The 25792-nt window shown below is 61.9% G+C and carries 29 protein-coding genes; 18 read left to right on the top strand and 11 right to left on the bottom strand.

The window, feature by feature from the left end:
* Positions 1-154 precede the first annotated feature (154 nt).
* Together ACYP2Q_RS16475 and ACYP2Q_RS16470 are read right to left on the bottom strand one after the other, a co-directional pair.
* A complete protein-coding gene (locus tag ACYP2Q_RS16475) occupies positions 155-769 on the bottom strand; it encodes a LysE family translocator (RefSeq protein ID WP_459731413.1) in 615 nt (204 codons plus the stop codon).
* Positions 770-871: 102 nt separating this feature from the next.
* Positions 872-1141, bottom strand: coding sequence for a hypothetical protein (locus ACYP2Q_RS16470; protein WP_459731412.1), 270 nt, complete (start codon positions 1139-1141; stop codon positions 872-874).
* Positions 1142-1537: 396 nt separating this feature from the next.
* Here ACYP2Q_RS16470 and msuE point away from each other — a divergent pair, with 396 nt between their 5' ends.
* The 4 genes from msuE (at position 1538) to ACYP2Q_RS16450 (ending at position 5708) form a co-directional block, all read left to right on the top strand.
* Positions 1538-2101, top strand: a complete 564-nt coding sequence (msuE, locus tag ACYP2Q_RS16465; protein WP_459731411.1) for an FMN reductase — start codon at positions 1538-1540, stop codon at positions 2099-2101.
* Positions 2102-2111: 10 nt separating this feature from the next.
* Positions 2112-3257 (top strand): FMNH2-dependent alkanesulfonate monooxygenase, encoded by a 1146-nt coding sequence (ssuD, locus tag ACYP2Q_RS16460; protein ID WP_459731410.1) that lies wholly within the window; start codon positions 2112-2114, stop codon positions 3255-3257.
* A 135-nt stretch (positions 3258-3392) separates the two neighbouring features.
* Entirely contained in the window at positions 3393-4580 is a 1188-nt protein-coding gene (locus ACYP2Q_RS16455) for an acyl-CoA dehydrogenase family protein (RefSeq protein WP_459731409.1), read from the top strand.
* A 24-nt stretch (positions 4581-4604) separates the two neighbouring features.
* Positions 4605-5708, top strand: a complete 1104-nt coding sequence (locus ACYP2Q_RS16450; RefSeq protein WP_459731408.1) for a sigma-54 interaction domain-containing protein — start codon at positions 4605-4607, stop codon at positions 5706-5708.
* On the opposite strand, the gene ACYP2Q_RS16445 is transcribed toward ACYP2Q_RS16450, so the two are convergent.
* Positions 5705-6070, bottom strand: a complete 366-nt coding sequence (locus ACYP2Q_RS16445; protein WP_459731407.1) for an antibiotic biosynthesis monooxygenase — start codon at positions 6068-6070, stop codon at positions 5705-5707. The two genes, ACYP2Q_RS16450 and ACYP2Q_RS16445, sit on opposite strands and share 4 nt — an antisense overlap.
* Positions 6071-6164: 94 nt before the next feature.
* On the opposite strand from ACYP2Q_RS16445, the gene soxR reads away from it, so the two are divergent.
* Positions 6165-6632: a redox-sensitive transcriptional activator SoxR gene (soxR, locus tag ACYP2Q_RS16440; RefSeq protein WP_459731406.1), complete on the top strand. Its 468-nt coding sequence runs from the start codon at positions 6165-6167 to the stop codon at positions 6630-6632.
* Positions 6633-6748: 116 nt separating this feature from the next.
* On the opposite strand, the gene ACYP2Q_RS16435 is transcribed toward soxR, so the two are convergent.
* The 3 genes from ACYP2Q_RS16435 to ACYP2Q_RS16425 all read right to left on the bottom strand — a co-directional run bounded on the left by ACYP2Q_RS16435 (position 6749) and on the right by ACYP2Q_RS16425 (position 9480).
* Complete coding sequence (locus ACYP2Q_RS16435; protein WP_459731405.1) at positions 6749-7519, bottom strand: MetQ/NlpA family ABC transporter substrate-binding protein; 771 nt, start codon at positions 7517-7519, stop codon at positions 6749-6751.
* Between the two features lie 78 nt (positions 7520-7597).
* Complete coding sequence (locus ACYP2Q_RS16430; RefSeq protein ID WP_459731404.1) at positions 7598-8263, bottom strand: methionine ABC transporter permease; 666 nt, start codon at positions 8261-8263, stop codon at positions 7598-7600.
* A gap of 2 nt (positions 8264-8265) precedes the next feature.
* Complete coding sequence (locus ACYP2Q_RS16425; RefSeq protein WP_459731403.1) at positions 8266-9480, bottom strand: SfnB family sulfur acquisition oxidoreductase; 1215 nt, start codon at positions 9478-9480, stop codon at positions 8266-8268.
* Between the two features lie 311 nt (positions 9481-9791).
* Here ACYP2Q_RS16425 and ACYP2Q_RS16420 point away from each other — a divergent pair, with 311 nt between their 5' ends.
* The 9 genes from ACYP2Q_RS16420 to ACYP2Q_RS16380 all read left to right on the top strand — a co-directional run bounded on the left by ACYP2Q_RS16420 (position 9792) and on the right by ACYP2Q_RS16380 (position 16779).
* Positions 9792-10250: a VOC family protein gene (locus tag ACYP2Q_RS16420; protein ID WP_459731402.1), complete on the top strand. Its 459-nt coding sequence runs from the start codon at positions 9792-9794 to the stop codon at positions 10248-10250.
* A 289-nt stretch (positions 10251-10539) separates the two neighbouring features.
* Entirely contained in the window at positions 10540-11739 is a 1200-nt protein-coding gene (locus tag ACYP2Q_RS16415) for a PepSY-associated TM helix domain-containing protein (RefSeq protein WP_459731401.1), read from the top strand.
* The gene (locus tag ACYP2Q_RS16410) at positions 11736-12278 is read left to right on the top strand and encodes a thiamine pyrophosphate-binding protein (RefSeq protein WP_459731400.1); all 543 of its coding nucleotides are present in this window, start codon (positions 11736-11738) and stop codon (positions 12276-12278) included. Before ACYP2Q_RS16415 ends, ACYP2Q_RS16410 begins: the two co-directional genes overlap by 4 nt.
* On the top strand, positions 12275-12604 hold the full coding sequence (locus tag ACYP2Q_RS16405; RefSeq protein ID WP_459731399.1) for a hypothetical protein: 330 nt from the start codon (positions 12275-12277) through the stop codon (positions 12602-12604). Before ACYP2Q_RS16410 ends, ACYP2Q_RS16405 begins: the two co-directional genes overlap by 4 nt.
* Positions 12601-13173 (top strand): DUF6162 family protein, encoded by a 573-nt coding sequence (locus ACYP2Q_RS16400; protein WP_459731398.1) that lies wholly within the window; start codon positions 12601-12603, stop codon positions 13171-13173. Before ACYP2Q_RS16405 ends, ACYP2Q_RS16400 begins: the two co-directional genes overlap by 4 nt.
* 35 nt (positions 13174-13208) lie before the next feature.
* The gene (locus ACYP2Q_RS16395; protein WP_459731397.1) at positions 13209-14135 is read left to right on the top strand and encodes a metal ABC transporter substrate-binding protein; all 927 of its coding nucleotides are present in this window, start codon (positions 13209-13211) and stop codon (positions 14133-14135) included.
* On the top strand, positions 14132-14977 hold the full coding sequence (locus tag ACYP2Q_RS16390; RefSeq protein WP_459731396.1) for a metal ABC transporter ATP-binding protein: 846 nt from the start codon (positions 14132-14134) through the stop codon (positions 14975-14977). The genes ACYP2Q_RS16395 and ACYP2Q_RS16390 overlap by 4 nt, the downstream gene beginning before the upstream one ends.
* Positions 14977-15876 carry a metal ABC transporter permease gene (locus ACYP2Q_RS16385; protein WP_033041974.1) on the top strand — a complete coding sequence of 300 codons (900 nt, stop codon included), beginning with the start codon at positions 14977-14979 and terminating at the stop codon, positions 15874-15876. Before ACYP2Q_RS16390 ends, ACYP2Q_RS16385 begins: the two co-directional genes overlap by 1 nt.
* Positions 15877-16779, top strand: a complete 903-nt coding sequence (locus tag ACYP2Q_RS16380) for a metal ABC transporter solute-binding protein, Zn/Mn family (RefSeq protein ID WP_459731395.1) — start codon at positions 15877-15879, stop codon at positions 16777-16779.
* A gap of 144 nt (positions 16780-16923) precedes the next feature.
* On the opposite strand, the gene ACYP2Q_RS16375 is transcribed toward ACYP2Q_RS16380, so the two are convergent.
* The 5 genes from ACYP2Q_RS16375 to ACYP2Q_RS16355 all read right to left on the bottom strand — a co-directional run bounded on the left by ACYP2Q_RS16375 (position 16924) and on the right by ACYP2Q_RS16355 (position 21302).
* Complete coding sequence (locus tag ACYP2Q_RS16375) at positions 16924-17151, bottom strand: MbtH family protein (RefSeq protein WP_128608950.1); 228 nt, start codon at positions 17149-17151, stop codon at positions 16924-16926.
* 81 nt (positions 17152-17232) lie between these two features.
* The gene (locus ACYP2Q_RS16370; protein WP_459731394.1) at positions 17233-18645 is read right to left on the bottom strand and encodes a diaminobutyrate--2-oxoglutarate transaminase; all 1413 of its coding nucleotides are present in this window, start codon (positions 18643-18645) and stop codon (positions 17233-17235) included.
* A gap of 41 nt (positions 18646-18686) precedes the next feature.
* Complete coding sequence (locus tag ACYP2Q_RS16365) at positions 18687-19208, bottom strand: GNAT family N-acetyltransferase (RefSeq protein ID WP_459731393.1); 522 nt, start codon at positions 19206-19208, stop codon at positions 18687-18689.
* A gap of 91 nt (positions 19209-19299) precedes the next feature.
* Positions 19300-20625 carry an ATP-binding protein gene (locus tag ACYP2Q_RS16360; protein ID WP_459731392.1) on the bottom strand — a complete coding sequence of 442 codons (1326 nt, stop codon included), beginning with the start codon at positions 20623-20625 and terminating at the stop codon, positions 19300-19302.
* Positions 20622-21302, bottom strand: coding sequence for a response regulator (locus ACYP2Q_RS16355; protein WP_459731391.1), 681 nt, complete (start codon positions 21300-21302; stop codon positions 20622-20624). The genes ACYP2Q_RS16360 and ACYP2Q_RS16355 overlap by 4 nt, the downstream gene beginning before the upstream one ends.
* Before the next feature lie 293 nt (positions 21303-21595).
* Between ACYP2Q_RS16355 and ACYP2Q_RS16350 the strand changes: the two genes are divergently transcribed.
* The 4 genes from ACYP2Q_RS16350 to dsbG all read left to right on the top strand — a co-directional run bounded on the left by ACYP2Q_RS16350 (position 21596) and on the right by dsbG (position 25713).
* A complete protein-coding gene (locus tag ACYP2Q_RS16350; protein WP_459731390.1) occupies positions 21596-22288 on the top strand; it encodes a hypothetical protein in 693 nt (230 codons plus the stop codon).
* Between the two features lie 82 nt (positions 22289-22370).
* Positions 22371-24116 (top strand): protein-disulfide reductase DsbD, encoded by a 1746-nt coding sequence (dsbD, locus tag ACYP2Q_RS16345; RefSeq protein WP_459731389.1) that lies wholly within the window; start codon positions 22371-22373, stop codon positions 24114-24116.
* Positions 24116-24970: a prolipoprotein diacylglyceryl transferase family protein gene (locus tag ACYP2Q_RS16340; RefSeq protein ID WP_459731388.1), complete on the top strand. Its 855-nt coding sequence runs from the start codon at positions 24116-24118 to the stop codon at positions 24968-24970. Before dsbD ends, ACYP2Q_RS16340 begins: the two co-directional genes overlap by 1 nt.
* Complete coding sequence (dsbG, locus tag ACYP2Q_RS16335; RefSeq protein WP_459731387.1) at positions 24946-25713, top strand: thiol:disulfide interchange protein DsbG; 768 nt, start codon at positions 24946-24948, stop codon at positions 25711-25713. The genes ACYP2Q_RS16340 and dsbG overlap by 25 nt, the downstream gene beginning before the upstream one ends.
* The last annotated feature ends 79 nt before the right edge of the window (positions 25714-25792 follow it).

The following is a 25792-nucleotide window of genomic DNA, read 5'->3' as shown; positions in this document are numbered from 1 at the left end:
GCCTTATGAGCTGCGTGCGGTTTCCAGAAGGTTCAGAAGGTTACCAATACCTGATCGGATGCCGTTAAAGAAGAACAACTTCATTTAAAAGTGCGTCGGAACGCTCCTGAAAAGCCAGCTTAACAGGCATCGGGCAAGCGGTTGAAGCGATGCGTCAGCTAAAGCTTTCGAGCAGTATCGGATACAGCGACGCCACCAGCAGCGCGGCCATGCCCCAGTTGAACAGGCGTAACCAGCGCCGATCCTTGAGAACATTGCGCAGCAACGTGCCGCAAGCGGCCCAGACACCGACGCTCGGCAGGTTGATCAGGGCGAACACAGCCGCAATCACGATCACGTTGGTGAAGTAGCCCTGCATGGGTGTGTAGGTGCTGATGGCGCCGATGGCCATGATCCAGGCCTTGGGGTTGACCCACTGGAAAGCGGCGGCGCCCAGGTAGCTGATCGGCTTGGCCTCGCCTTTGGCGCTGTCGGAGACGGGCCCGGAATGGGCAATTTTCCACGCCAGGTACAGCAAGTACCCAGCACCGACGTAACGCAGCACCGTGTACAGCACGGGATAAGCCTGGAACACCGCGCCCAGCCCAAACCCTACAGCCACGACCAGCACGAAGAATCCGCAGGTGATGCCCAGCATGTGGGGAATGGTCCGTTGAAAGCCGAAGTTCACCCCGGATGCCAGCAACATGGTGTTGTTCGGACCTGGCGTGATGGAGGTGACGAGGGCAAACAGGGCGAAGCCCAGCAGCAGATCGAATGAGAGTGTCATGGGTGGAAGTCCGTCGGGGGTCAGTCAGGTATTGACCCTATCGCACAGCCTCGGGGAAACCCATGGACAGTTAGGCGAAACTTCGAGCAGTACAGTTTTGGCTCAGCTCTGGCGACCGTGCAGCTGTACAGCTCGCTCGGCGTTCATTTCGCCCTGTTTGTCGAAGCCAAATGTCTTTTGTGGCTGGCCAAGCAGTTCAGCTTTTTTCGCGTGGTATTCGTCGAAGGACAAGCCGCGACGATTCAACGCCTCCAGTGCCAGTTCCCGGGTTTCTTCAGCGGTGTAGGGGCGCAATTCCGGGGCAACATGCGTGGCACATCCGGCGAGTACGGAGACTGCGAGCAGCAGGATAGTGGCAATTAGAGGTTTCATTTTCGGCGTCCTGGCATCGGGTTCGAGGCAATGAACACAGGCTACTCGCGCCCTTATCCGAGCAGAAATCAACGCTCTCGATAGTGGCTATCGGGATTTCCTAATGCAGGTCTTGCAGCCCTTCATATCTCTTAAAGATCTATAAATATCGTTTTATCTTATTTTGAGGAATAACAGACTGCCTTTATAACAACTGCATCGCTGCAAGCACTGTTGCCCAGGCAACTGTTCGCCAGGCAACAGTCATTCAACAAACAGCCCCTGAAAATCAACAGCGTGGTCTGCCCAAGGCGCTGAAAGCCCGGTAATCCGGGGCCTCAAGGGATTGGTACAGCTCTTGCTCAACCCGGTGACTACTCACTGCTCCCCGAGCAATTGTTTAAAAAGGAACTGATGATGTCGCGTCCATTGAAAGTCGTCGCCCTCTCCGGTGGTACCTGGCGCCCGTCGCGCACCTTGGTGCTGACCCAGGCACTGTTGGCGCAGTTGGCCGAGCAACTGCCGATCGACAGCAAGCTGATCGAACTGGGTGACATTGCCCGGCCACTGGGCGCGGCGCTCTCCCGTCAGGAATTGGCTGCGGACATCGAAGCCCAACTGCAATCGATCGAAAACGCCGACTTGCTGATCGTCGCCGCGCCGGTCTATCGCGGCTCCTACCCAGGCCTGCTCAAGCATCTGTTCGACCTGATCGACCTGAATGCGCTGATCGACACGCCGGTCATGCTGGCCGCCACCGGTGGCAGCGAGCGTCACGCGCTGGTCCTCGATCACCAACTGCGGCCGCTGTTCAGTTTCTTCCAGGCGCTGACCTTGCCGATCGGCGTGTATGCCACCGAAGCCGATTTCTCCAATTACCAAATAACCAGTGAGCCCTTGAAGGCCCGCATACGTCTTGCTGCAGAACGCGCGGCGCCGCTGTTCGGCGTGCACCCCAACAATCTGCTGAAAATCGCTTAAGGATTTGTTCATGGATGTTTTCTGGTTTCTGCCGACCCACGGCGACGGTCATTACCTGGGCACCACCCAGGGCGCACGTCCGGTAACGCTCAATTATCTGAAACAGGTGGCCCAGGCGGCGGACAGCCTGGGTTACCACGGTGTGCTGATCCCGACCGGGCGCTCCTGCGAAGACTCCTGGGTGATCGCTTCCGCGCTGGTGCCGCTGACCGAACGCCTGCGGTACCTGGTGGCTATCCGCCCGGGGATCATTTCGCCGACCGTATCGGCGCGCATGGCCGCGACCCTGGATCGGCTGTCCGGGGGCCGTTTGCTGATCAACGTCGTCACCGGCGGCGACCCGGATGAAAACCGTGGCGATGGCAGTTTCCTCGATCACAGCGAACGCTACGAAGTCACCGATGAGTTCCTGAGGATCTGGCGTCGCGTGCTGCAAGGCGAAGCCGTGGACTTCGAAGGCAAGCACCTGCGGGTACAGAACGCCAAGGCTCTCTATCCACCGGTGCAGAAACCCTATCCGCCGCTGTACTTCGGCGGTTCCTCCGATGCCGCCCATGACCTGGCGGCCGAACAGGTCGATGTCTACCTGACCTGGGGTGAGCCACCGGCGGCCGTGGCGCAAAAACTGGCGGATGTGCGCGAGCGCGCTGCGCGCAAGGGGCGCACGGTGAAGTTCGGGATTCGTCTGCACGTGATTGTGCGCGAGACTGAGCAAGAAGCCTGGAAGGCCGCCGACAAACTGATCGAACACATCAGCGACGAAACCATCGCCGCCGCGCAGCAATCGTTCTCGCGCTTCGACTCCGAGGGGCAGCGGCGCATGGCCGCCCTGCATGACGGGCGTCGAGACAATCTGCAGATTTCGCCCAACCTGTGGGCCGGTGTCGGCCTGGTGCGCGGTGGTGCCGGGACGGCACTGGTGGGCGATCCGCAGCAGGTGGCAGCGCGGATCAAGGAGTATGCCGACCTCGGAATCGAGAGTTTCATCTTCTCCGGCTACCCGCACCTCGAAGAGGCCTATCGCTTTGCCGAACTGGTGTTCCCGCTGCTTCCCGAGCCGTACGCCAGCCTGGCCGGCCGCGGTGTCACCAACCTTACCGGGCCGTTTGGCGAAATGATCGCCAATGATGTGTTGCCCGCCAAAGCCACAGCCTGACGCTCCCCTGCCCTTGTAGGAGCAAGCTTGCTCGCGATGCAGTCACCGCGGTTTATCCAGATGGACCGCGTCATCGTTCATCGCGAGCAAGGTTGCTCCTACAGGGGGCAGCGTCATTTTCATAAGGATCCCCGCGTGACTGCCAAACCGCAAAGCGCCCTGATATCCCCTTTGCAGACCGCCCGCCAATTGGCCGCCGAGTTTGCCTTGACCGCCGTCGAGCGTGACGAGCGTGGCGGTACGCCCAAGGCCGAGCGTGATGCCCTGCGCCACAGCGGCCTGCTCGCGTTGAGCATTCCCGCCCAGTTCGGCGGCCTCGGTGCCCACTGGAGCGAAACCCTGAACATCGTGCGCGAGTTCGCCAAGGTCGACAGCTCGATTGCCCATGTTTTCGGCTTCCATCACCTGATGCTCGCCACCGTGCGCCTGTTCGCACGACCCGAGCAATGGCAGCCGTGGTTTGAACAGACCGCGCGCAAGAATTGGTTCTGGGGCAATGCCCTGAACCCGCTGGACACCCGCACCGTGGTGAAAAACCTGGGCGGCTGGCGTGAGTTTTCCGGCAAGAAGAGTTTCTGCTCCGGCGCCAGCGACTCCGAAATGCTGATCGCCTCGGCGGTAGACGAAAACGCCGGCGGCAAGCTGTTGATCGCCGCCATTCCCAGCGGTCGCAGTGGCATCACCCTGCACAACGACTGGAACAACATCGGCCAGCGCCAGACCGACAGTGGCAGCGCGACCTTCGAACGGGTGCGGGTCGAAGAGTCGGAACTGCTGCTCGATCCGGGTCCGTTGAGCACGCCGTTCGCCTGCCTGCGCCCGCTGATCGCCCAGCTCACGTTCACGCACATGTTCCTCGGCATCGCCGAAGGCGCCTTTGCAGAGGCGCGGCAGTACACGCTGACCGAAACCCGGCCGTGGCATAAATCCAGCGCCCAGGACGTGCGCCAGGACCCTTATGTGCTCGGTCACTACGGCGAATTCTGGGTGGCCCTCGAAGGTGTGCGATTGCTGGTGGAACGTGCCGCCGACTTGCTCGACAAGGCCTGGGCCAAAGGCCCGAACCTCAGCGCCGAAGAACGCGGGCACCTCGCCACCGCCATCGCCACGGCCAAGGCCGCGGCAACACGCAATGGCCTGGAGCTGTGCAGCCGCCTGTTCGAAGTGACCGGCGCGCGCTCGACCCACGCCTCGCTGCGCCTGGACAGGCACTGGCGCAACCTGCGCACGCAAACCCTGCACGACCCGGTGGATTACAAACTCCAGGAACTGGGCGATTGGGCGCTGAACCAGGCCCTGCCGATTCCGACTTTCTATTCATAGCCTGCCCATCAAGGAGCGTGCCCCATGCAACTGCTGACCTTACCGCCCTCGCCCGCTCTGGCCACGTCGATCCGCGCCACGGCGCAGGTCTTCGAAGACCCGAAGTCCCAGGCCTTGCTGGCGCACCTGCAACAAGTCGCACCGAGCGATGCCAGCGTGCTGATCATTGGTGAAACCGGCACCGGCAAAGAGTTGGTGGCGCGCCATATTCACAACCTCAGCGCCCGGCGCAACCGGCCATTCGTGGCGGTGAACTGCGGTGCGTTCTCCGAATCCCTGGTCGAAGCCGAATTGTTCGGTCATGAAAAAGGCGCGTTCACCGGCGCCCTGAGTGCCAAGGCCGGCTGGTTCGAGGAAGCCGACGGGGGCACCCTGTTCCTCGATGAAATCGGCGATTTGCCGATGGCGATCCAGGTCAAGCTGTTGCGCGTGTTGCAGGAGCGCGAAGTGGTCCGCCTGGGGTCGCGCAAGAGCATCCCCATCAATGTGCGCGTGCTCGCGGCTACCAACGTGCAGCTGGAAAAAGCCATCAACGCCGGGCACTTTCGCGAAGACCTGTATTACCGGCTGGACGTCGTCAGCCTGGATCTGAGCCCGCTGCGCGACCGCCCGGGCGACATCCTGCCGCTGACCCGTCACTTCATCGAGGCTTACAGCCAGCGCCTCGGTTACGGCACCATCACCATCAGCAAAGAGGCCGAACTGAAACTGCGCAGCTACAGTTGGCCGGGCAATATCCGCGAACTGGAAAACGTCATTCACCACACCCTGTTGATTTGCCGCAACGGCGTGATCGAACGCGATGACCTGCGCCTGTCGAACATGCGCATCGAGCGTCAGGACGACTATCACACCCAGGTCGACGACTCTGCCGAAGCGCTGCTCGATCGGGCCTTTCAAAAGCTCTTCGAGCAACAGGCCGGCGCGCTGCACGAAAAAGTCGAAGACGCCTTGATGCGGGCGGCCTATCGTTTCAGCCACTACAACCAAGTGCACACCGCCGCCCTGCTGGGGCTGAGCCGAAACGTGACGCGCACGCGCCTGATCAAGATCGGTGAACTGGCAGTCAATAAGCGCAGGCCCACGGAAAACATCCAGGGCGAGCGCTTGCTGCAGCTGTCGATCTAACCCGGCAGATTGCAGTGCAGCGCGTGGTCGAGGCTGCGTTCCAGGCTGTGCAGCACCTGGAATGAGCCGAAGGTCACGGTCTTCGCCTGATGAGCGCGGATCAGCTGCCAGAAATCCTGTTCCCCGCTTTCAAACGCCTGGAACGCCGCCTCACCCGCCTCACGGGTTTGCCATTGCAGGTAATTGAGCACCCGCCGACCGTCCTCGCTGGCCTGGACGCTCGCACTCAGAAAGCCGCTGTGGTGCTGGGCCAGACGCTCGGTTTGCTGTGACAGCGCCGACACCAGCGCCAATTGCTGCTGCGGTTCGACTTCGAATTCGATCAGTTGGGTGAAGCTGCGATGTTTAACTGGCGCGTTCATGAATGTCCCCACTCAGGTGCAAAGCGAATCTTGCGATCCGAAGGCCTGCAGGGTAAAACCTCTAGTTAAGTAAAGGTCAAGAGGCAATTTGCAGATGATCACCTCGCAAAACCTGCATAAGGAGCTCAGCGTCGGCCAACTGGCCGCCCGCAGCGGCGTGGCGGTCACGGCACTGCACTTTTATGAATCCAAGGGATTGATCAAGAGCAACCGTAACCAGGGCAACCAGCGCCGTTATCCACGGGAGGTGTTGCGCCGCGTGGCGTTGATCAAGGTGGCCCAGCGGTTGGGCATTCCGTTGGCGGAGATCGGCGAGGCGCTCAAATCCCTGCCGGACAATCGCGCACCGACGGCGGCGGACTGGCAGGTGATGTCGGCGCAGTGGAGTCGGGAGTTGGATGAGCGGATCAATCAGTTGAGCTTGTTGCGGGACAAGTTGAATGGCTGCATTGGTTGTGGGTGTTTGTCGATGGAGGCGTGTCCGTTGCGTAATTTTGGCGATGTGCTGGGGGAGCGTGGGCCGGGGGCGCAGCTGCTGGAATCGGGGGTTGATCCGAAATAGGTGGTGCGGCTTTCGCTGGCAAGCCAGCTCCTACAGGATTGAGTGTTATTCGAAATCCACACAAAACCTGTAGGAGCTGGCTTGCCAGCGATGGGGCCCTCAAGACCAACCGAAGCTTAGAAGCCCGGCGCGATCTGGCCTTTGTAGCGGGTCAAGATGAACTGCCGAACCTCATCGGAATTCAACGCCTTCGCCAGTTTCTGCAAGCCCGGGTCGTTGATGTTGTCCGGCCGCGCCACCAAAAACTCGACGTACAGGCTCTTGCCCTTCTCCACGATCAAGGCACTGTTGGTGTCGATCCCCGCTTCCAGCGCGTAGTTGGCGAAGACGAACGCCAGGTCGACCTGACTCACCGAGCGCGCGAGCAGTGCGCCTTCCAGTTCACGGATTTTCAGGTGCTTGGGGTTCTCAACGATGTCCCGTTGGGTTGCCAGGGTGTTGCTCGGGTCCTTGAGCTTGACCAGCCCCGCTTCGTGCAACAGCACCAGGGCGCGGCCGGTGTTGACCGGATCGTTGGGGATCGACACAGTGGCGCCGTCTTTCAGCTCGGCGATGTTCTTGATCTTGGTCGAGTAAGCGCCGAATGGTTCGATGTGCACGCCCACCACGGGCACCAGGTCGGTGTGACGGGTCTTGTTGTAGTCATCGAGAAACGGCCGGTACTGGTAATAGTTGGCGTCGAGATTCTTCAGTGCCAGCTGCTGGTTCGGCTGGATGAAATCGGTGAACACCTTGATGTCCAGGTCCACGCCTTCCTTGGCCAGGGTCGGTTTGACGAATTCGAGGATTTCCGCGTGCGGCACCGGGGTGGCGCCGACGGTCAGTTTTTCGTTGGCGTGAGCGCTCAACGAGATTAAGGCAGCCAGTATGGCCAGGGTCTTTTTCATGCTGTGCTCCAAGGCAGATTTCGATGGCCGTCGTGGGGCGGACGTGGGGCCGGGTTTCTGGTTTTTTCGATTGAATCGTCAGCGGTGGCTGTAACGCGCCACCAGTCGGTCGCCGCTCATTTGCAGGGCCTGGACCAGGATCAGCAACAGCACCACGGTGACCACCATCACATCGGTCTGGAAACGCTGGTAGCCATAGCGGATGGCCAGGTCGCCCAGGCCGCCACCGCCGATCACCCCGGCCATTGCCGTGTAATCGACCAGCACGATCGCGGTGACCGTGACCGCCGCCACCAGCCCTCCCCGGGCCTCCGGCAACAAGGTGTAGCGAATGATCTGCCAGGTGTTGGCGCCCATGGCCTGGGTGGCCTCCACCACCCCGCGATCGACTTCGCGCAGCGCCGTTTCCACCAGCCGGGCGAAGAACGGCGTGCAGCCGACCACCAGCGGTGGAATGGTCCCCGGCACCCCCAGCGAAGTGCCGACCAGCAGGGTCGTCAGGGGGATCAGCACAATCAGCAGAATGATGAACGGCAGCGAACGCAGCATGTTCACGATCACCGACAGCACCCGGTAGACGCCGACGGCTTCATGCAACTGGCGCTTGCCGGTGAGGAACAGCAGCACCCCCAGCGGCAATCCCAGCAACACGGTAAATCCCAGGGCCGCGCCGAGCATGCTCAAGGTGTCGAGGCAGGCCTGGCCGATGTCGGCCCAATAAATGTTCTTGAACAATTCGGCCATGGTCATGACCAGTCATGGCGTGGCGGTTTCACGCCATTGAGCAGCCAGTTGCCGACCACGTGGTATTTCCAGCGCACCGGGTCGTGCAAGGTGTGCACACGGGCGTTGCGCCAGTGGCGATCGAAGTTGTGCTTTTTCAAGGTGGAGCGGGTGCCACCGAGTTCGAACAGTTTGTTGGTCGCTTCGATGGCAATTTCAGTGGTCAGCACCTTGGCCTTGGCAACAGCCAGGGACGCCCGGGCGACGTTGTCTTCATCCGGTGCCGGACGCGCGGCATCCAGCGCCCGACCGGCCCGTTCCAGCAAGGCTTCGGCGGCTTCCAGGCGGATCTCGAGGCCACCGACCTGAATAATGGTCAGCGGGTCTTCGCTGGCTTTTTCCACGCCCGCGTCGATCCATGGCCGGGCAGATTGGCGGACGAACGCGATGGTGTCGCGCAAGGCCGCACGAGCGATGCCGGCATCGATGGCGGCGGTGGTCAACTGGGCGAACGGGCCGGCCAGGGTCGGGGTTTCGTAGGAGCGATAGGTCGGGAAAAGGTTGAACGCCGCGACGTGCAGATCCTCGGCCAGGACGGTGCCGCTGGAGGTGGTGCGCTGGCCGATGCTGTCCCAGTCGTCGACAATCACCAGTCCTTTCGTGCCGCGTTCGACGAAGGCCAACTGGCCCTTCTGCTCTTCATCCAGCGCCAGCACCGCCAGCCAGTGGGCATACAGCGAGCCGGTGCAGTAACCCTTGCGACCGTTGATCACATGGCCGTCACCGTAACGGCGGATGGTCGCCTGAATGTCCTGCACGTTCTTGCCGCCGGTTTCCGACAAGGCGTTGGCAAAACGATGACCTTGCAGCGCCAGGCCGAAGAAGTGTGCCTGCTGCTCCGGGGTGCCTTGCAGGCGGATGTCTTCGAGCAAGCAATAGTGGTTTTGCGGGATCTGCCCCAGGGACGGATCGGCCGCCGAAATGATCGCGATGACCTGCGCCAGTACCGCACTGGAGACCTGTGCGCCACCGAACGACTTGGGCACGGTGATGCCCCACAGGCCGCTGTTGGAATACAGGTCGACGATCTTGGCGGGCACCTGGCGGGTGCGGTCGCGTTCGGCATCCTGCTCCAGCAGGATCGCGGCGACCTGTTCAGCCACCCGCAACGCTTGGGCTTCGTCGGCGATCCGCTGGGCGGTCGGCGGGTTGATCGGATAAACGGCAGATTGGGACATGCAAGACTCTCGATACCAGTGTTTATCGAAGGTCATTGCAGCTTCTGTGCCTGTTGGCGTGGCCCCGTGTTTAAAGGGGTTTCAGCGAGTTTTCGAGGAACTTTGCCGGACAAAAGACCAGCAATCTGTTGCTTCACTGTTGATGGCCAAACAGTACCGAATACCCCTGTATGAGCTGCCGCAGGCTGCGATCTTTTGTGAACTTGAAACATTCTGAAGATCAAAATCAAAGGATCGCAGCCTCCCGCAGCTCCTACAATTGTCCGGCTGGAGAGCGATCTTCAATCCACAACAAGAAAAGGGAGAACATCATGAGCGTCAAACCGATTCCAGAGGGTTATCACAGCATCACCCCGTACCTGGGCATCCAAAAAGCGGGCGAAGCCATCGATTTCTACAAAAAAGCTTTCGGCGCCATCGAGGTCATGCGCCTGTCCATGCCCGACGGCGGCATCGGCCACGCCGAACTGCGCATTGGCGATTGCCCGATCATGCTCGGCACTCCGTGCGATCAAGGGCCGCTGAGCAATCCCGACAACTCGCCGTCGGTCGGCCTGCATCTGTACGTGACCGATGTGGACAAGTCCTACAAACAGGCGATCGACGCTGGCGGCACCGTGGTTTCCGAGGTCAAGGACCAGTTTTACGGCGACCGTTCAGGGACCTTGAAGGACCCCTTTGGGCATCTGTGGTTTCTGGCCACGCGTAAAGAGGACCTGACCCAGGAGCAGATCGAGCAGCGGGCCAGGGAGATGTTCCAGCAAGGCTGATACGCCGTTGTTGGCACTTTGTAGGAGCCAGGCTTGCCTGCGAACGAGACGCTTCGGTGTTTGTGCTGCACCGCGGTATCGTTCTTCGCCGGCAAGCCGGGCTCCTACAGTTCCCAGATGGAACACGAAACATTTTCTTTCATATCGCCCTTCCTGATTTGGGGTGCTCATCCGTCCTATATAGATGCAGTCCTGTCGCGTAGGCAAAAGCCACGACCGGACCGTCCATTGACCTCATCGCTGCGAAGCCCGTAGCAGAGGCCTTTCATCGATATAAGACGCCCTAATCATGTCGAAGAAATCCCGTTCAAAACTCTGGTTCCTGGTCCATAGCTGGCTGGCGCTACCAATCTGGTTTTTCGTCCTGATCGTCTGTGTGACCGGCACGCTGGCGGTGGTCAGCCAGGAAATCGTCTGGCTGGCCAATCCGCAAATGCGCGCCAGCGCGCCTGCGGACGATGCGCCGCGGCTCAATTACGACCAGATCGTCGCCGCGATCAAGCGGGCCGAGCCCGACATCATCGTCGACAGCATCAGCCGCCCCGACGAATCGCACTTCGCCCTGGACGTCAGCGTCACCTACCCCGACGGACGTGCGCTGACGGTGTACGTCAACCCCTACACCGGTGTCATCCAGGGCCCCGCGCCGCAATTCAACTTCCAGGCGTTCACCCGCGCCCTGCATGGCTGGTGGCTGGTGCCGTTCACCAACGGCTACAGCTGGGGCTGGTACCTGGTGTCGTTCCTCAGCCTGCCGATGCTGGCTTCCCTGGTGACCGGGTTGGTGGTGTACAAGCGATTCTGGAAGGGTTTCTTGCGTCCGACCCTGCGCATTCGCCATGGCGCGCGGATTTTCTGGGGGGATTTCCACCGTCTCAGCGGCATCTGGTCGATCTGGTTCATCGCGGTGATTTCCGTCACCAGCACCTGGTTCCTGATCGAAGCCTTCATGTTCGACAACCAGATTTCCATCTCCACCGCGCCGGTGGCTGCGGTGGTCCCGCGTGAAAGCGTGCCGCTCACCGCCGATGGCTCGCCCACGCCGATGATCAGCCTGGAGGCGGCGATCCGCGAGGCCAAGGAACGTATCCCGGGGCTCGACGAGAGTTTTGTCAGCATGCCGGCCAATGCCTACAGCTACCTGTCGGTGGGAGGGCGCAGTTGGTACCCGCTGATGTTCCAGACCGCCGACATCAACCCCTACACCGGCGAAGTCGCCGCCACGCGCCTGCTGTCGGACCGCTCGGGCCTGGAGTTCGTGACCGAATCCATGCGCCCGCTGCACACCGGTGATTTCGGCGGCATCTGGATCAAGCTGATCTGGTGCTTCTTCGGCCTGCTGTTGAGCATGATGGTGCTCAGCGGCCTGCTGATCTGGACCAAACGCACCGCCCTCGCCACGGCCAACGCCCTCAAGCGCAGCAACAAACGCCCACGCAACGAGCCGGCTACGGCCAACAGCCGTGAAACCACGGAGGTCAGCCCATGAGCCAGGTCGCCACCCCAGCACCCCGTTCGACCCTGAGCCGCCTCTGGCACAAATGGCGTTTCCACATCAACGTCCTGCTGTTGCTGGTGCCGCTGGGTTTCATGCCCAAGTACTTCGCCGATGCCGCTTTGTTTCGCGGTGACACGGGCCTGGGCGAGCGGGACATCGGCGAAGTCCAGGTCGGCCCCTGGAGCCTGCGCCTGGCCGAACTGCGCAACGAAGCACCCCGCCCCGATGGCCCGGCCGGCTACATGAAGAGCTTCAACGCCGCGCTGTGCGACAGCTGCCGCGAACAGGTCAAGGCGACTTACCTGCGCATCGGCAAGCCACGCAGCCTGCGCGCCGCCGGGGTGATTTTCTTCGGCACGCCCTACCGCATGGGCGCCATGCTGCCGGTCCCGGAGAAAACCAAGGCCGACGCCGAACTGTGGATCACCATGGAAGGTTGGGACGGCTCCATGCACCAGGCATCCATTCCTCTGAGCCAGGCCTCCCCCGCCACCCTCGCCTGGCTGTCCACCCAAGGAGGCAAACCATGAGCAAACCTTTCCACCCTTTGCGCGCCGCGTTGCTGGTGCTCTGCGCCGGCTTCAGCGCCAGCGCCCTGGCCCACAACCCGATGTGCGAGTGCAAGGCCATCGACGCCGAGCAGATCAAGTGCACCGGTGGATTTTCCGACGGCAGCGGCGCACCGGGCGTGACCCTGGATGTAATCGGCTACGACGAAACCATTCTGGTACCGGGCAAGCTCGGGGCCGACTCGACCCTGACCTTCAAGAAACCCGGCGCCGAATTTTATGTGCTGTTCGACGCAGGCCCAGGCCATGTGGTCGAGATCGACCAGGCGGACATCGAAAGCCCATGAGTACGCCAACCACCCAAGTCGTCCGCCCGGCCGGTGCCGGCCATGAAACCCTCTACGTATTGCTGCTGTGCCTGATAATCCTGGCGGTGGCCGGTTCGGTGGTCGCCTGGCGCGGTGAATCGCAACAGGTGAGCAGCGTCAACAGCCATCAACTGGATGCGCGCCGCGACCTGAGCGCCTCCGAACAAGGCATCTACGCCGATCTGCGCGTGACCCTGGACGAGATTCACTTGCTGCGCCAGGAACAACACACCCTGCCGACACCTGAAGCCCTCTCCGACGAAGGCTTTGCCCCCTTTGCCCAGGACGCCAGCTCGGTGAGCCGTGGAAACCATGCCTGGCAAATGCTCGACGCCAAGGCGTACTTCGGACAGAGCCAGAACGTCACCGTGGCCGGCTCGTTCCTGATGCGCCTGAGCGCTGACGACGACGCCCCGGACATCTGGCTCAACCGCGCCACCGACCTCAAGGTCCCTGCCGACCTCAACGATGCCGCGCTCGAAGGCGCCGGCTGGCAGCAGATCGTCGCGCAATTCGATGCCGGCGTAACCCGCCAGCACCGGCACTGACCCCTCGCCTTCCTCCGAGAGAAGACTGCTTTCCCATGCCAATTTCATCGCTACGTTCTTTCCTGCGCCTGTCACTGGTCGGCCTGCTGGCCTGCCTGCTGACACCCCTGGTCAGCGCCGACGAGGCCAAGCGCCTGCGCATCGGCATCACCCTGCACCCGTATTACAGCTACGTGGCCAATATCGTCGGCGACAAGGCCGAAGTGGTGCCGCTGATTCCGGCCGGCTTCAACCCCCACGCCTACGAGCCACGGGCCGAGGACATCAAGCGCATCAGCGGGCTCGACGTGATCGTGCTCAACGGCGTCGGCCATGACGACTTTGCCGACCGTATGATCGCGGCCAGTGAAACGCCGAACGTGCCGGTGATCGAGGCCAACGAAAACGTGCCGCTGCTGGCCGCCACCGGCGTCGCTGCGCGAGGCGCGGGCAAAGTGGTCAATCCGCACACTTTCCTGTCGATCAGCGCCTCGATTGCCCAGGTCAACAATATTGCCCGTGAACTGGGCAAACTCGACCCGGCCAACGCCAAGACCTACACCGAGAACGCCCGGGCCTACGGCAAGCGCCTGCGCAAGATGCGCGCCGACGCCCTGGCCAAATTGACCGCGGCGCCGAACGCCGAATTGCGCGTGGCCACGGTTCACGCCGCCTACGACTACCTGCTGCGCGAATTTGGCCTGGAAGTGACGGCGGTGGTCGAGCCGGCCCACGGCATCGAACCGAGCCCCAGCCAGCTGAAAAAGACCATCGACCAGCTGCGTGAGCTGGACGTGAAAGTGATCTTCTCGGAGATGGATTTCCCTTCCACCTACGTCGACACCATCCAGCGCGAATCCGGGGTGAAGCTGTACCCGCTGTCGCATATCTCCTACGGCGAATACACCGCCGACAAGTACGAAAAGGAAATGACCGGCAACCTCAACACCGTGGTGCGGGCGATTCAGGAGTCCGGCGCATGACATCCAAGGAAACCCTCCTGGCCGATGCGCAATCCCCTGTGGGAGCGAGCCTGCTCGCGAAGGCATCCAGTCAGGCAACACCATCATTGAATGACGCAGCGCAATCGCGAGCAGGCTCGCTCCCCCAGGTTTCGGGGCCGACCCTGGATTTCGCCGACGTCAGCCTGACCCTCGGTCGCACGACGATACTCGATAAAGTCACCTTTGAAGTCCGTCCCGGCAGCGTGCATGCGCTGGTCGGTCCCAACGGTGGCGGCAAGAGTTCGCTGATCAAGACTTTGCTCGGGCAGATGCCGCATCAGGGTCGTTTGAGCCTGCAATGGCCGGGCGAGCCGGGGACGATCGGCTACGTGCCCCAGGCGCTGGAATTCGATCGTGGCCTGCCGATGACCGTGGACGATTTCATGGCTGCGATGTGCCAGCGGCGCCCGGCGTTCCTCGGCTTGAGCAAGCACTACGCGAAGGCGATTGGTGAGGCGCTGGAACGGGTCGGCATGCAGGACAAGCGCAAGCGGCGCATGGGCGCACTGTCGGGTGGCGAACGTCAGCGAGTATTGCTGGCACAAGGACTGATCCCTGCGCCGCAACTGCTGGTGCTCGACGAACCGATGTCGGCCCTCGATGAAGCCGGCATCCGCGTGTTCGAACGCTTGCTGGGCGACTGGCGGGCGGCGGGCATTACCGTGCTGTGGATCGAGCACGACCTGGAAGCGGTCGGGCGCCTGGCCGATCACGTCACCGGGCTCAACCGCCGGGTGCTGTTCGACGCCACGCCGCAACAGGCACTGACCCCGGATCGCCTGCTGACCTTGTTTTCGACCCATCCACGGAGCCTTGCCTGATGAGTTACGAAGCCTTTCGCTTGATGGTCCAGGGCTGGGCCTCGTCGGGTTATCTGCCTGAGGCGCTGGCCTATGGCTTTGTGGTCAACGCGCTGCTCGCCGGCTTGCTGATCGGCCCGGTGCTGGGTGGTTTGGGCACCCTGGTGGTGGTCAAGCGCTTCGCGTTTTTCTCCGAAGCGGTGGGTCACGCGGCACTGACCGGCGTGGCCATCGGCATCCTGCTGGGCGAACCCTACACCGGACCTTACGGCAGCCTGTTCGGCTACTGCCTGTTGTTCGGCATCCTGCTCAACTACCTGCGCAACCGCACGGGGCTGGCGCCGGACACCTTGATCGGTGTGTTCCTGTCGGTGTCGTTGGCGTTGGGTGCCAGCCTGCTGCTGATCCTGGCGGGCAAGATCAACGTACACATCCTCGAAAACGTACTGTTCGGTTCGGTACTGACGGTCAACGGCAATGACTTGCTAGTGCTGGCCATCGTCGGCTCGCTCGTCATGGCCCTGGCCTTGCCGCTGTACAACCGCATCATGCTCGCCAGCTTCAACCCGCAATTGGCGGCAGTGCGCGGGGTGGCGGTGAAGTCCCTGGATTATCTGTTCGTGATTCTGGTGACGCTCATCACCGTCGCCGCCGTGAAAGTCATCGGCGCCATCCTGGTCGGTGCGCTGTTGGTGATACCGGCCGCGGCGGCGCGCTTGCTCAGCCAGTCCCTGAAGGGCTTTTTCTGGTGCTCGGTGCTGATCGCCACGGTGAGCACGCTGTGCGGGATTCTCGCGCCGATCGTCTTCGACCTGCCGATCCCGTCCGGTGCCGCGATCATCCTGGTGGCCGGTATCGCCTTCGCCCTGGCCGCCATCGCGCGCGGCGTCGTCCCCAGCCTCAAAGGGAACCTTGGATAAATGTCATTTTCTCTGCGACAACTGACCCTGGCGCTTGCCCTGTGCGGGCTGGCCACCACAACCTTCGGCGCTGACGGCAGCAAACCGCTGCGGGTGCTGGCCTCGTTGCCCATCACCTACGGCCTGGGCGAAGTGCTGCTCAAAGGCACTGACGTCAGCCTTGAACGCGCAGCGCCAGCCAACCTGCCGGGCAGTCGCCAGACCGCCTATTTCACCGGCCGGGGAGCTCCGGCACTGGCCAAATTGGCGACCGACGCCGATGCGGTGATTGGCTTGCGTTCACTGTGGCCGGACGATCCGCTCTACCCGATCTCCCGGCGCAGCAATATCCGCATCATCGAAGTCGATGCCGCCCGACCGGTGGATGGCGCCCTGCCCGGCATTGCGGTGCAGCCGGGTAATAAGGTCGATGGCTTGAACAGTCAGCCGTGGCTGGCCAGCAACAACATGGGGCGCATGGCCGACGTGATGGCGGCGGACCTGGTGCGCCTGGCCCCCACGGCCAAGCCTGCGATCGAGGCGAACCTGGCGGCGTTGAAACAGCGCTTGCTCAAACTCAGCGCCGCCAGCGAAGCGCGTCTGGCCGCTGCCGACAATCTCAGCGTGATGAGTTTGAGCGATCACTTCGGCTACCTGATTGGCGGGCTCAACCTGGAATTGATCGGCCTTGACCCGCGACCGGATGCCGAATGGACGCCTGAGGCACTGAAGACCTTGACCGCGACGCTCAAGGACAACGACGTGGCGGTGGTGTTACATCATCGGCAGCCGTCGGAGGCGGTGAAAGCGGCAGTCACCGAGGGTGGGAGTCGGTTGGTGGTGTTGAGTGTCGACGCCGCCGATCCCCTGGCCGAGCTGGAAGGGGATGTGGATCTGCTGATCAAGGGATTGAGCGGCGCGTAACTGTAGGAGCTGGCTTGCCAGCGAAGAGGCCCTCGAGGACGCCTTCGCCGGCAACCCGGGCTCCTACAAGGGCATATCGTCCCCTCGGACGTAAAAAAGCCCGCTGACCTTTGCGGTTCCGCGGGCTTTTTGCAGGCGCTTGACTCAGTGCGCCACAGCCGCCTGCTCGTCCATCTTCTGGCGCAGGCTCAGAGGACGCATGTCGGTCCAGGTCTCTTCGATGTAGGCCAGGCATTCCTTTTTCAGCCCGCTCTTGCCCACGGTACGCCACCCTTCGGGCACGGCTTTGTAGTCGGGCCAGATCGAGTATTGCTCTTCATGGTTGACCACGACCTGAAAGAGGATGTCCTCACGGTCGAATACTGACGTCATGCTGTCTCTCCATCGCTGTAGGGTGGGCTGTACGCCATGTGCAGCCGCTATGTAGAAGGAACGTTGCAGGGCCCGGAAAATTTAGAGGCTGGCGGTGGCAGCGGCCATCGCCCTGCCGAAAATCTCGGCCACTCGATCGATTTCCGTGGAGGTGATCACCAGCGGCGGCAGGAAGCGCACCACGGCCCCATGACGGCCACCCAGTTCAAGGATCAAGCCGCGCTTGAGGCACTCGCGCTGCACCAGCGGCGCCAGTCGCGCAAACGATGGTGAATGGCCCAGGGCATCCGGCGCGCCGGTCGGATCGACCAGCTCCACCCCGAGCATCAGGCCTCGACCACGAATGTCGCCCAACTGCGGGAAGTCGCGCTGCAGGATGCGCAGGTGCTCGCCCAGGCGTTCGCCCATGGCGGCGGCATGCTCGCAGACCTTGTGTTCGACCAGGTAACGCATCACGGCGGAACCGGCGGCCATCGCCATTTGATTGCCGCGGAAGGTCCCGGCATGGGCGCCCGGCAGCCAGGTGTCGAGCCAGTCGCGATAGACCACCACGGCCAATGGCAAGCTACCGCCGATGGCCTTGGACATCACCACCACGTCCGGAATGATCCCGGCGTGCTCGAAAGCAAACATTTTACCGGTGCGGGCGAAGCCGCTCTGGATCTCGTCGACGATCAACGCCACGCCGGCTTTTTCGGTGATCCGGCGCAAGCCACGCAACCAGTCGAGATCGGCCGGGATGACCCCGCCCTCGCCCTGCACTACTTCGACGATCACTGCCGCGGGCAGTTGCACGCCAGCCTCGGGATCGTTCAACAGGTTTTCCAGGTAGTTGAGGTTGGCCTTGACCCCCTGGGCGCCGCCCAGGCCAAACGGGCAACGGTAATCGTAAGGATACGGCATGAACTGCACCCCACTGCTGAGCAAGGCACCCAGGGGCTTTTTCGGCCCGAGGCTGCCCATCAGGCTCAGCGCGCCCTGGCTCATGCCGTGGTAGCCGCCCTGGAACGACAGCACGGTACTGCGGCCGGTGGCGGTACGCACCAGTTTCAGCGCGGCTTCCACCGCGTCGGTGCCGGTGGGACCGCAGAACTGGATCTTCGCTTCAGCGGCCAAGGCTGGCGGTAACAAGCCGAACAGGTCCTGGACGAACTGATCCTTGACCGGCGTGGTCAGGTCCAGGGTGTGCAGCGGCAGTTCATCCGCCAGCACGCGCTGGATCGCTTCGATCACCACCGGGTGGTTGTGCCCCAGGGCCAGCGTCCCGGCACCGGCCAGGCAATCGATGAAGGTGCGGCCTTCGACGTCTTCGACATACAGGCCCTTGGCGCGCTTGAGTGCCAGGGGAATGCGTCGCGGGTAACTGCGGGCATTTGACTCCTGCTGGCTTTGACGCGCCAGCAACGGCGATTCGTTGAACTGATAAAGCGTCTCGGCCGGCACCGGAGTGATCCGGGCCGACTGGTCTTCCATAAGCCTGGTAGCGACTGACATCTCTCGACCCCTCAATAAGGTTTTCCTGTTCTGGAAACGCATCAGGGCGCCGGGGATTTAGACCCTCGATCGTCTTTCCATGAAGGTGACGCCAGGCCTTTGTGCATGGGGATGGCGTGAAGCCCCGCGACCATGAAGGATCGGGCGCACCGCTGGTAGCCCAGGCGCCGATAAAACGCTTCGCTGGTCTTGGTGCTATAGAGCCGCGCCTGGTGCAGCCCCCGCCCTACCAACCAGCCTTCGAGGTCTTGCACCAGCGCCAGGCCTGCCCCTCGCCGAAATGATTCCGGCTGCACGTAACAGAACGCGAGCGTGCCGCTGGTCGCAGCCATGGCGACGCCAACCGGCTTGTCCTGCAGCAGGGCGATGCTCAGGTACAACCGCTGATCGGTCAGCCATGGCTGGATGTGCTGGATGGTTTTGTTGTGGGTCCAGGTGGCAACGATGTGTGGATCGTTGCGATGGTCGAGCGCGCAACCGACCCGGATGGAACGCTCGATGATGCGGCTGATGATGCCGGCGTCGGCCGGGGTTGCCTGGCAGGTGCGAATCGATGCTTCCATGGTGTTGTCACCTCAATCCGTTGAGTATGAGCAAAACGATAGTCCTGCATGGTCCGGGCGGCCAATGCAGAGAAGTTACATCTCATGTGCGTCAGAGGGGTTGCAGCGGCATCGTCAGTTCCACCCGCAATCCATCCGGCCGGCTGTCGAAACGCAGGGTACAGCCGCAGCGCTGGACGATCGCCTGGACAATCGCCAGGCCGAGGCCGCAGCCGTTGCTCTGGCCGTTGCGCCAGAAGCGTTGGGTCAGGTGTTGCAGGTCGTCTTCGGCAATGCCCGGGCCATGGTCGCGAACCACGAACTGCACGCGGTTACCGGTGGTTTGCAGGCTCAGCTCCACCGGCCCGTTGCCGGGTGTATGGCGCAAGGCGTTGTCCAGGAGATTGCGCAATGCAGCAATCGACAGCACCGCAGGCATTTTCACCGGGGCGGGAGAAACCCTGGTCGGCAGCTGGAGCCTGATGCGTTGACGATCCCCCCCGGCCGCGTCCTGAATCGCCAGTTTCGCCACCTGCTCGGCACTGCATTGCACGCCATCGTCAAACGACAGGCTGCCCTCGACCCGCGCCAGCAGCAGCAGTTGTTCGAGCGTGCGATGCAGACGATCGGCGCCCTCTTCGGCGCGGGCCAGGGATTGATCCCGGGCCGCGCCTTCGGTCATGCGCGCCACTTGCAGGTGGGTCTTGATCGCGGTCAGCGGGCTGCGCAGTTCATGGGCGGCGTCACCGGTCAGCCGCCGTTCGCGTTCGATGGTCTTGCCGATGCGCTGGAACAACTGGTTCTGCGTGTCGAGCAAGGGTTGCAGTTCGCTGGGCAACGGCTGGACCTGCAACGGCTCCAGGGAGTCGGGGCTGCGGCGCATCAAGGCGTCGCGCATGCGGTTAAGCGGCGCCAGCCCCTGGCCGATGCCGAGCCATAGCAGGCACAGGCAGCCGAGCAGCGCCACGCCCACCGGCACCGAAGCGGCCAGCAGGATCGACATGTTCAGCGCCTCGCGTTCGATCTGCCGGTCGGCCGTGGTGATACGAAGGTCGCCACGGGCCAGGGTGAAACTGCGCCACGGCGCGCCGTCGATGATCTGGTCGTGGAAGCCCATTTTCTCGGCCTCCAGGGTTTGGCCCGGATCACTGTGGCTGCGGGCGAGGATTTCCCCGCGCAACGAACTGACCTGGCAGGCCATGCCGCCGGGGATGTTCAGCTGTTCGGCACTGAAATGGGTGCCCTCGCCCTTGCTCGGCAACGCCGGCAATTGCTCCATGAGCCCGGCGACCATGCGCGCCGAGGCCACCAGGCGCTGGTCGAGGGAAAACATCATCTGATTGCGCAGGTCGCTGAGCATCCAGGCCGCAGCCAGCGCCCAGATCAGGGCAAAGGCGCCGCCGAGCGTCAGGCTCAGGCGCAAACGCAGGCTCATCACTTCGTTTGATCTCCGCCATCGGCCGGCCCCAGGCGATAGCCCAGGCCGCGCACGGTCTCGACGATGCCGTTGCCGAGCTTGCGCCGCAGGTGATGGATATGGACGTTGAGGGCATTGCTCTCCAGTTCGTCGTTGAAACCGTAGACGCTGTCCTTGAGCTGCTCGGTCGAAAGCACCCGACCTCGGTTATGCAGCAGCGCCTGCAACAGCGACTGCTCACGGCGCGAAAGGTCCACCGGCTGGCCGGCCAGGGTGGTTTCGCGACTGCTCGGGTCGTAGGTCAGTGCACCGTGCTCGATCAGGTTGACGCTGCGCCCGGCCACCCGCCGCAACAGCGTGTGCAGCCGGGCGGCCAGTTCGCGCAGGTCGAACGGCTTGAGCAGGTAATCGTCGGCACCGGCCTGCAAGCCGTCGACCCGGTCGGTGACCGAGTCGCGGGCCGTGAGGATCAGCACCGGCAACTCCAGGCCGTTGTGGCGCAACTGCTGCAACAGTTTCAGACCGTCCTCATCGGGCAAGCCGAGGTCGAGCACCATCACGTCGAACTCCGCGACCTTGAGCATCGCCCGGGCAGCGGACGCCGTGGCGACGTGCTCCACGGTCAGGCCCTGGGCGGTGAGACCGGCGACGATACCGCTAGCGATCAGCTCATCGTCTTCGCAAACCAGTACGTGCATGGGCGCTCCAGAAGTAAAAACACGAGTGAAACAGCTCAGGATTAAGGCGCAATTATGTCAACTGCGACGGCTGACGAATAGCCCAGCCTTCAGTCTCGACATTAGTTATGTTGTTAACAGCTTAGTTGCATAGAGAAACAAATAACTCTAAATATCATTTTTATAGGAAGAAACAAAGCGATAACGTATCAGCACCACCACTATGCATTCCAACCATCAAACCAGACGCATCACCCCTGCAGACACTAATCGAAGAACGAAAGAGCCTTCACTCAGCTGAAAGGAATCAGCCCATGTCAAATTTCAACAACTTTGTCGCTACAGATTGGCGCTCCGGCAAAGACCGCATTTACTTTTTCTTTAAAGACACCAACAAATACACTCGATTTGATCTGGGCGATCATCGAGTCCCGGATAGCTTCCCTAGAGAAACCACGCAATACGCCTGGCCCGGCTTTCATGAAAATGCCAAGCACCTGCGGTTTGGCTTCACCACCACGGGCCTGGATACAAACGGCGGCTCTGACGACTTTTCCTGGTTTTTTTATTACGACGGCAAAACGCCGATGGTCTGCAAATACGACCAGGATAAAGATAAGGCATTGAATAACTATCGTGTTGAACGTTCGATATGGGCGCCGATACTTCCTTATTTCGAACGCATCGTAGCTGGCACATGGTGGCAACTTACAGGCAAAAAATTCCTGTTTCGCTTCCTCCTCAATGACGGACACTATCTTTCTTTTGACTATCTAAAAAACCGACTGAGCCACGAAGAAATCACTGCCACTTCCATGCCGGGCTTAGAACGCTTTAAACACCGAATCATAACGGCCGCACAAAACGATAGAACGCTTGCCGACAGTTACTACTATATTTTTCTGAACAAAGGTCAATTTCTCATCTACAACATCCAGCAAAACCGTCTGCATTCCGGTCCGCACGGGATGAATGATGAGGCGTGGCCCGGCCTGTTCCGAGACTGAGTAGCCTTGGAGGCGCGGTTAATCATCGGTTAATCGCCGCCCGCCATTGTGCACCTCACTTGCACAGGGATAAGGCTTACCCATGCGTCGACTGCTTTTGTTTTGTATTTTCTTGATCTCTGGTGTGGCCCAGGCAGGAACCAATCCGTTCGAATCCAAACCTGAATTCTTGCCGGTGGACAAGGCGTTCGTCTTCACCTCCGAGCGCCTTGAATCAGGTGAAACACAGCTCTATTGGCAAATCACCGACGGCTATTACCTCTATCAGAAACGCCTTAAATTTGATGGGTTGCCTGCGGAGCAACAGCCTTTTTTACCGCAAGGTGAATCCCACAGCGATGAGTTTTTCGGTGAGCAACAGGTCTATCGCCAAGGCCTGGAACTTAAAATTCCCGCTGGCGCCAGCGGTCAGATCAAGGTGGGTTTCCAGGGCTGTGCCGATGCCGGTTTGTGTTATCCGCCACAAACCCGGGTCGTGGATCTGGGTGGTAAATCCCTGACTGCCGCGGTAGACGAAGCGCCGGACCAGGCCCTGGCCAGCAATCTGCAGCAACGCGCGCTGGGTTGGAGCCTGCTGGTGTTCTTCGGTCTGGGCCTGCTGCTGGCGTTCACCCCCTGTTCGCTGCCGATGCTCCCCATTCTGGCCGGGTTGATCGTCGGCAGTGGCGCGACGCCCCGGCGCGGCGTAACCCTGGCCTGCAGTTATGTCGTGAGCATGGCGCTGGTGTACGCGGCGATGGGTGTGTTGGCGGCATCCCTGGGGGCGAACCTGCAAGCCTGGTTGCAAAACCCTTGGCTGCTGGGCAGTTTCGCGGCGATTTTCGTGCTGCTGGCCTTGCCGATGTTCGGCTTCTTCGAGCTGCAACTGCCGGTGGCGGTGCGTGATCGCCTTGAAAACGTCTCACGCAGTCAGCGCGGGGGCAGCCTGGTCGGCGCTGGTGCCTTGGGCGCATTGTCCGGCCTGCTGGTCGGCCCGTGCATGACTGCACCGCTGGCCGGTGCCTTGCTCTACATCGCCCAGAGCGGCAACGCGCTGCACGGTGGGTTGATCCTGTTTGCCATGGGCATCGGCATCGGTGTGCCGTTGTTGCTGCTGGTGACGGTGGGCAATCGTTTCCTGCCCAAGCCTGGCGCCTGGATGAACCTGCTCAAGGGCATCTTCGGCTTCCTGTTCCTCGCCACGGCATTGTTGATGCTGCGCCCGGTGCTGGATGAGTCGCTGTGGGTCGGCTTGTGTGGAGCATTGTTGCTGGTCGCGGCCTACAGCGCCTGGAAACAGTCGGACGGTTTTGGCCGCGTGGCGCATCTGTTCGGCGCCACCTCGCTCCTGCTGGGTTTCTGGGGCAGCCTGTTGATGATCGGCGCGGCGGGAGGCAGTGATGACCTGTTCAAGCCGTTGCAGGTGTTCCGCGCGTCCAGCGCGTCCAGCGCGGCCGTCGCCGCCGTGCCCAGCGGCCACGACGCCTTCACCACGATCAAGGACCCTGCGGCCCTGCAGCGCGAACTCGACGCGGCGCAAGCGCAGGGCCAATGGGTGCTGCTGGACTACTACGCCGACTGGTGCGTGTCGTGCAAGGTCATGGAAAAACAGGTCTTCGGCAACGCGCAGGTACTGCAAGCCCTGAGCGACGTGCGCTTGCTCCGACTCGACGTCACCGCCGACAATGCCGCCAGCCGTGAACTGCTCGGTCGCTACAAGGTGCCGGGGCCACCGAGCTTGCTGTGGATAGGTGCCGACGGTATCGAGCGACGCAGCCAGCGCATCACCGGCGAAGTCGATGCCGACACTTTCCTGCAACGCTGGACCACCACCCGAGACGCCCGTTAATGCTGACTTTTACCCTCGGCACCTTTGCCATCGCGCTTAACCACCTGCTGCTGATCAGTGCATTGGCGCTGGCGACGTTCGTCGGTTGGCGGGTGGCCAAGCGCGGTGGCGAGAACCCCGAGTCGGTGTTGTTCGGCCTGTTCCTGATTGGCATGCTCGCGGCGCGAATCGGTTTCGTCGCCGTTTACTGGACCCACTATCGCAGCGATCCCTGGCAGGTCATCGACCTGCGCGACGGCGGTTTCCTCGCCTGGCCGGGTGTGATCGCGCTGGTGCTCGCCACGCTTTACCGTGGCTGGCGTCGCCCGGGGCTGCGCCGTCCGCTGGGCTTCGGCGTGGCCAGCGGCCTGGCGTTCTGGTTGCTGGCGACCTTTTCCCTGACCATTTACGAACAGGGCACGCGCCTGCCGGAGATCAGCCTGCGTAATTCCGCCGGTGAAACCGTGCAACTGGCGGATTACAAGGGCGGCCCGCTGGTGATCAATCTCTGGGCCACCTGGTGCCCGCCCTGCCGCCGGGAAATGCCGGTGCTGGAACACGCCCAGATGCAACGCCCGGACCTGACCTTCCTGTTCGTCAACCAGGCCGAAAGCATGCAAAGCGTCAGCACCTTCCTGGAAACCCAGGGCCTGAGCCTGTCCAACGTGCTGTTCGACGCCAGCGGTCGCCTGGGTCAGGCCGTCGGTTCCATGGCCTTGCCGACTACGCTGTTCTATAGCCCCGACGGTCGCCTGTTGGGCAGTCACTTGGGCGAGCTGTCGCAAGCCAGCCTGGCCCGCGCCCTGGAAAACTTCGATTCCGTACCTGCCACTTCTGTAAGGAAACTGCCATGCCCCGCCTCCGCCACCTGTTGACCCTGAGCCTGGGTGCCGCCCTGCTGCACCTGCCAATGGTGCAGGCCGAAGAGCTGCCCGAGGCGATCAAGAAGATCGAAGCCAAGGGTGCGAAAATCGTCGGTCAATTCGACGCCCCCGACGGCCTGCGCGGTTATGCGGCGCAATACCAGAACCGCGGTATGGCGCTGTACCTGACGCCCGATGGCAAGCATGTTTTGCTGGGCAACCTGTATGACGAGAAAGGCAATGACCTGAGCAGCGCGCCGTTGCAGAAACTGGTGTACGCGCCAATGTCCAAGGAAGTCTGGGCCAAGATGGAAACGAGCAACTGGATCGCCGACGGCAAGAAGGATGCGCCACGAATCGTCTACATGTTCAGCGACCCGAACTGCCCTTACTGCAACATGTTCTGGGAACAGTCGCGGCCGTGGGTCAAGGCGGGCAAGGTGCAGTTGCGGCACATCATGGTCGGGATCATTCGCGAGGACAGCCCGGGCAAATCCGCGGCGCTGCTGGCTGCGAAGGACCCGCAAAAAGCCCTGGCGGACCACGAAGCGGCTGGCAAGGGCAGCTCGCTCAAGGCCTTGAAAGAAGTACCGCCGGCGATTCAGGCCAAGCTCGCAGCCAACATGCAATTGATGGAAGACCTGGAGCTGCAGGCCACTCCGGCGATTTTCTATAGGGATGACAAGGGTGAGTTGCAGCAACAGCAAGGGGCGCCTTCGCCGGATAAGTTGGCGCAGATTCTTGGGCCGAAGTAGTTTTCCGAAGATTCGGTGGTGAACTCACCGACGCTATCGCGAGCAAGCCCACTCCCACATTTTGACCGAGATCTACTGT

The sequence above is a fragment of the Pseudomonas sp. MHK4 genome, from assembly GCF_054600775.1.
Note: the sequence above shows the minus strand (reverse complement) of the source record. Positions and strands in the feature narration are given on the sequence as shown.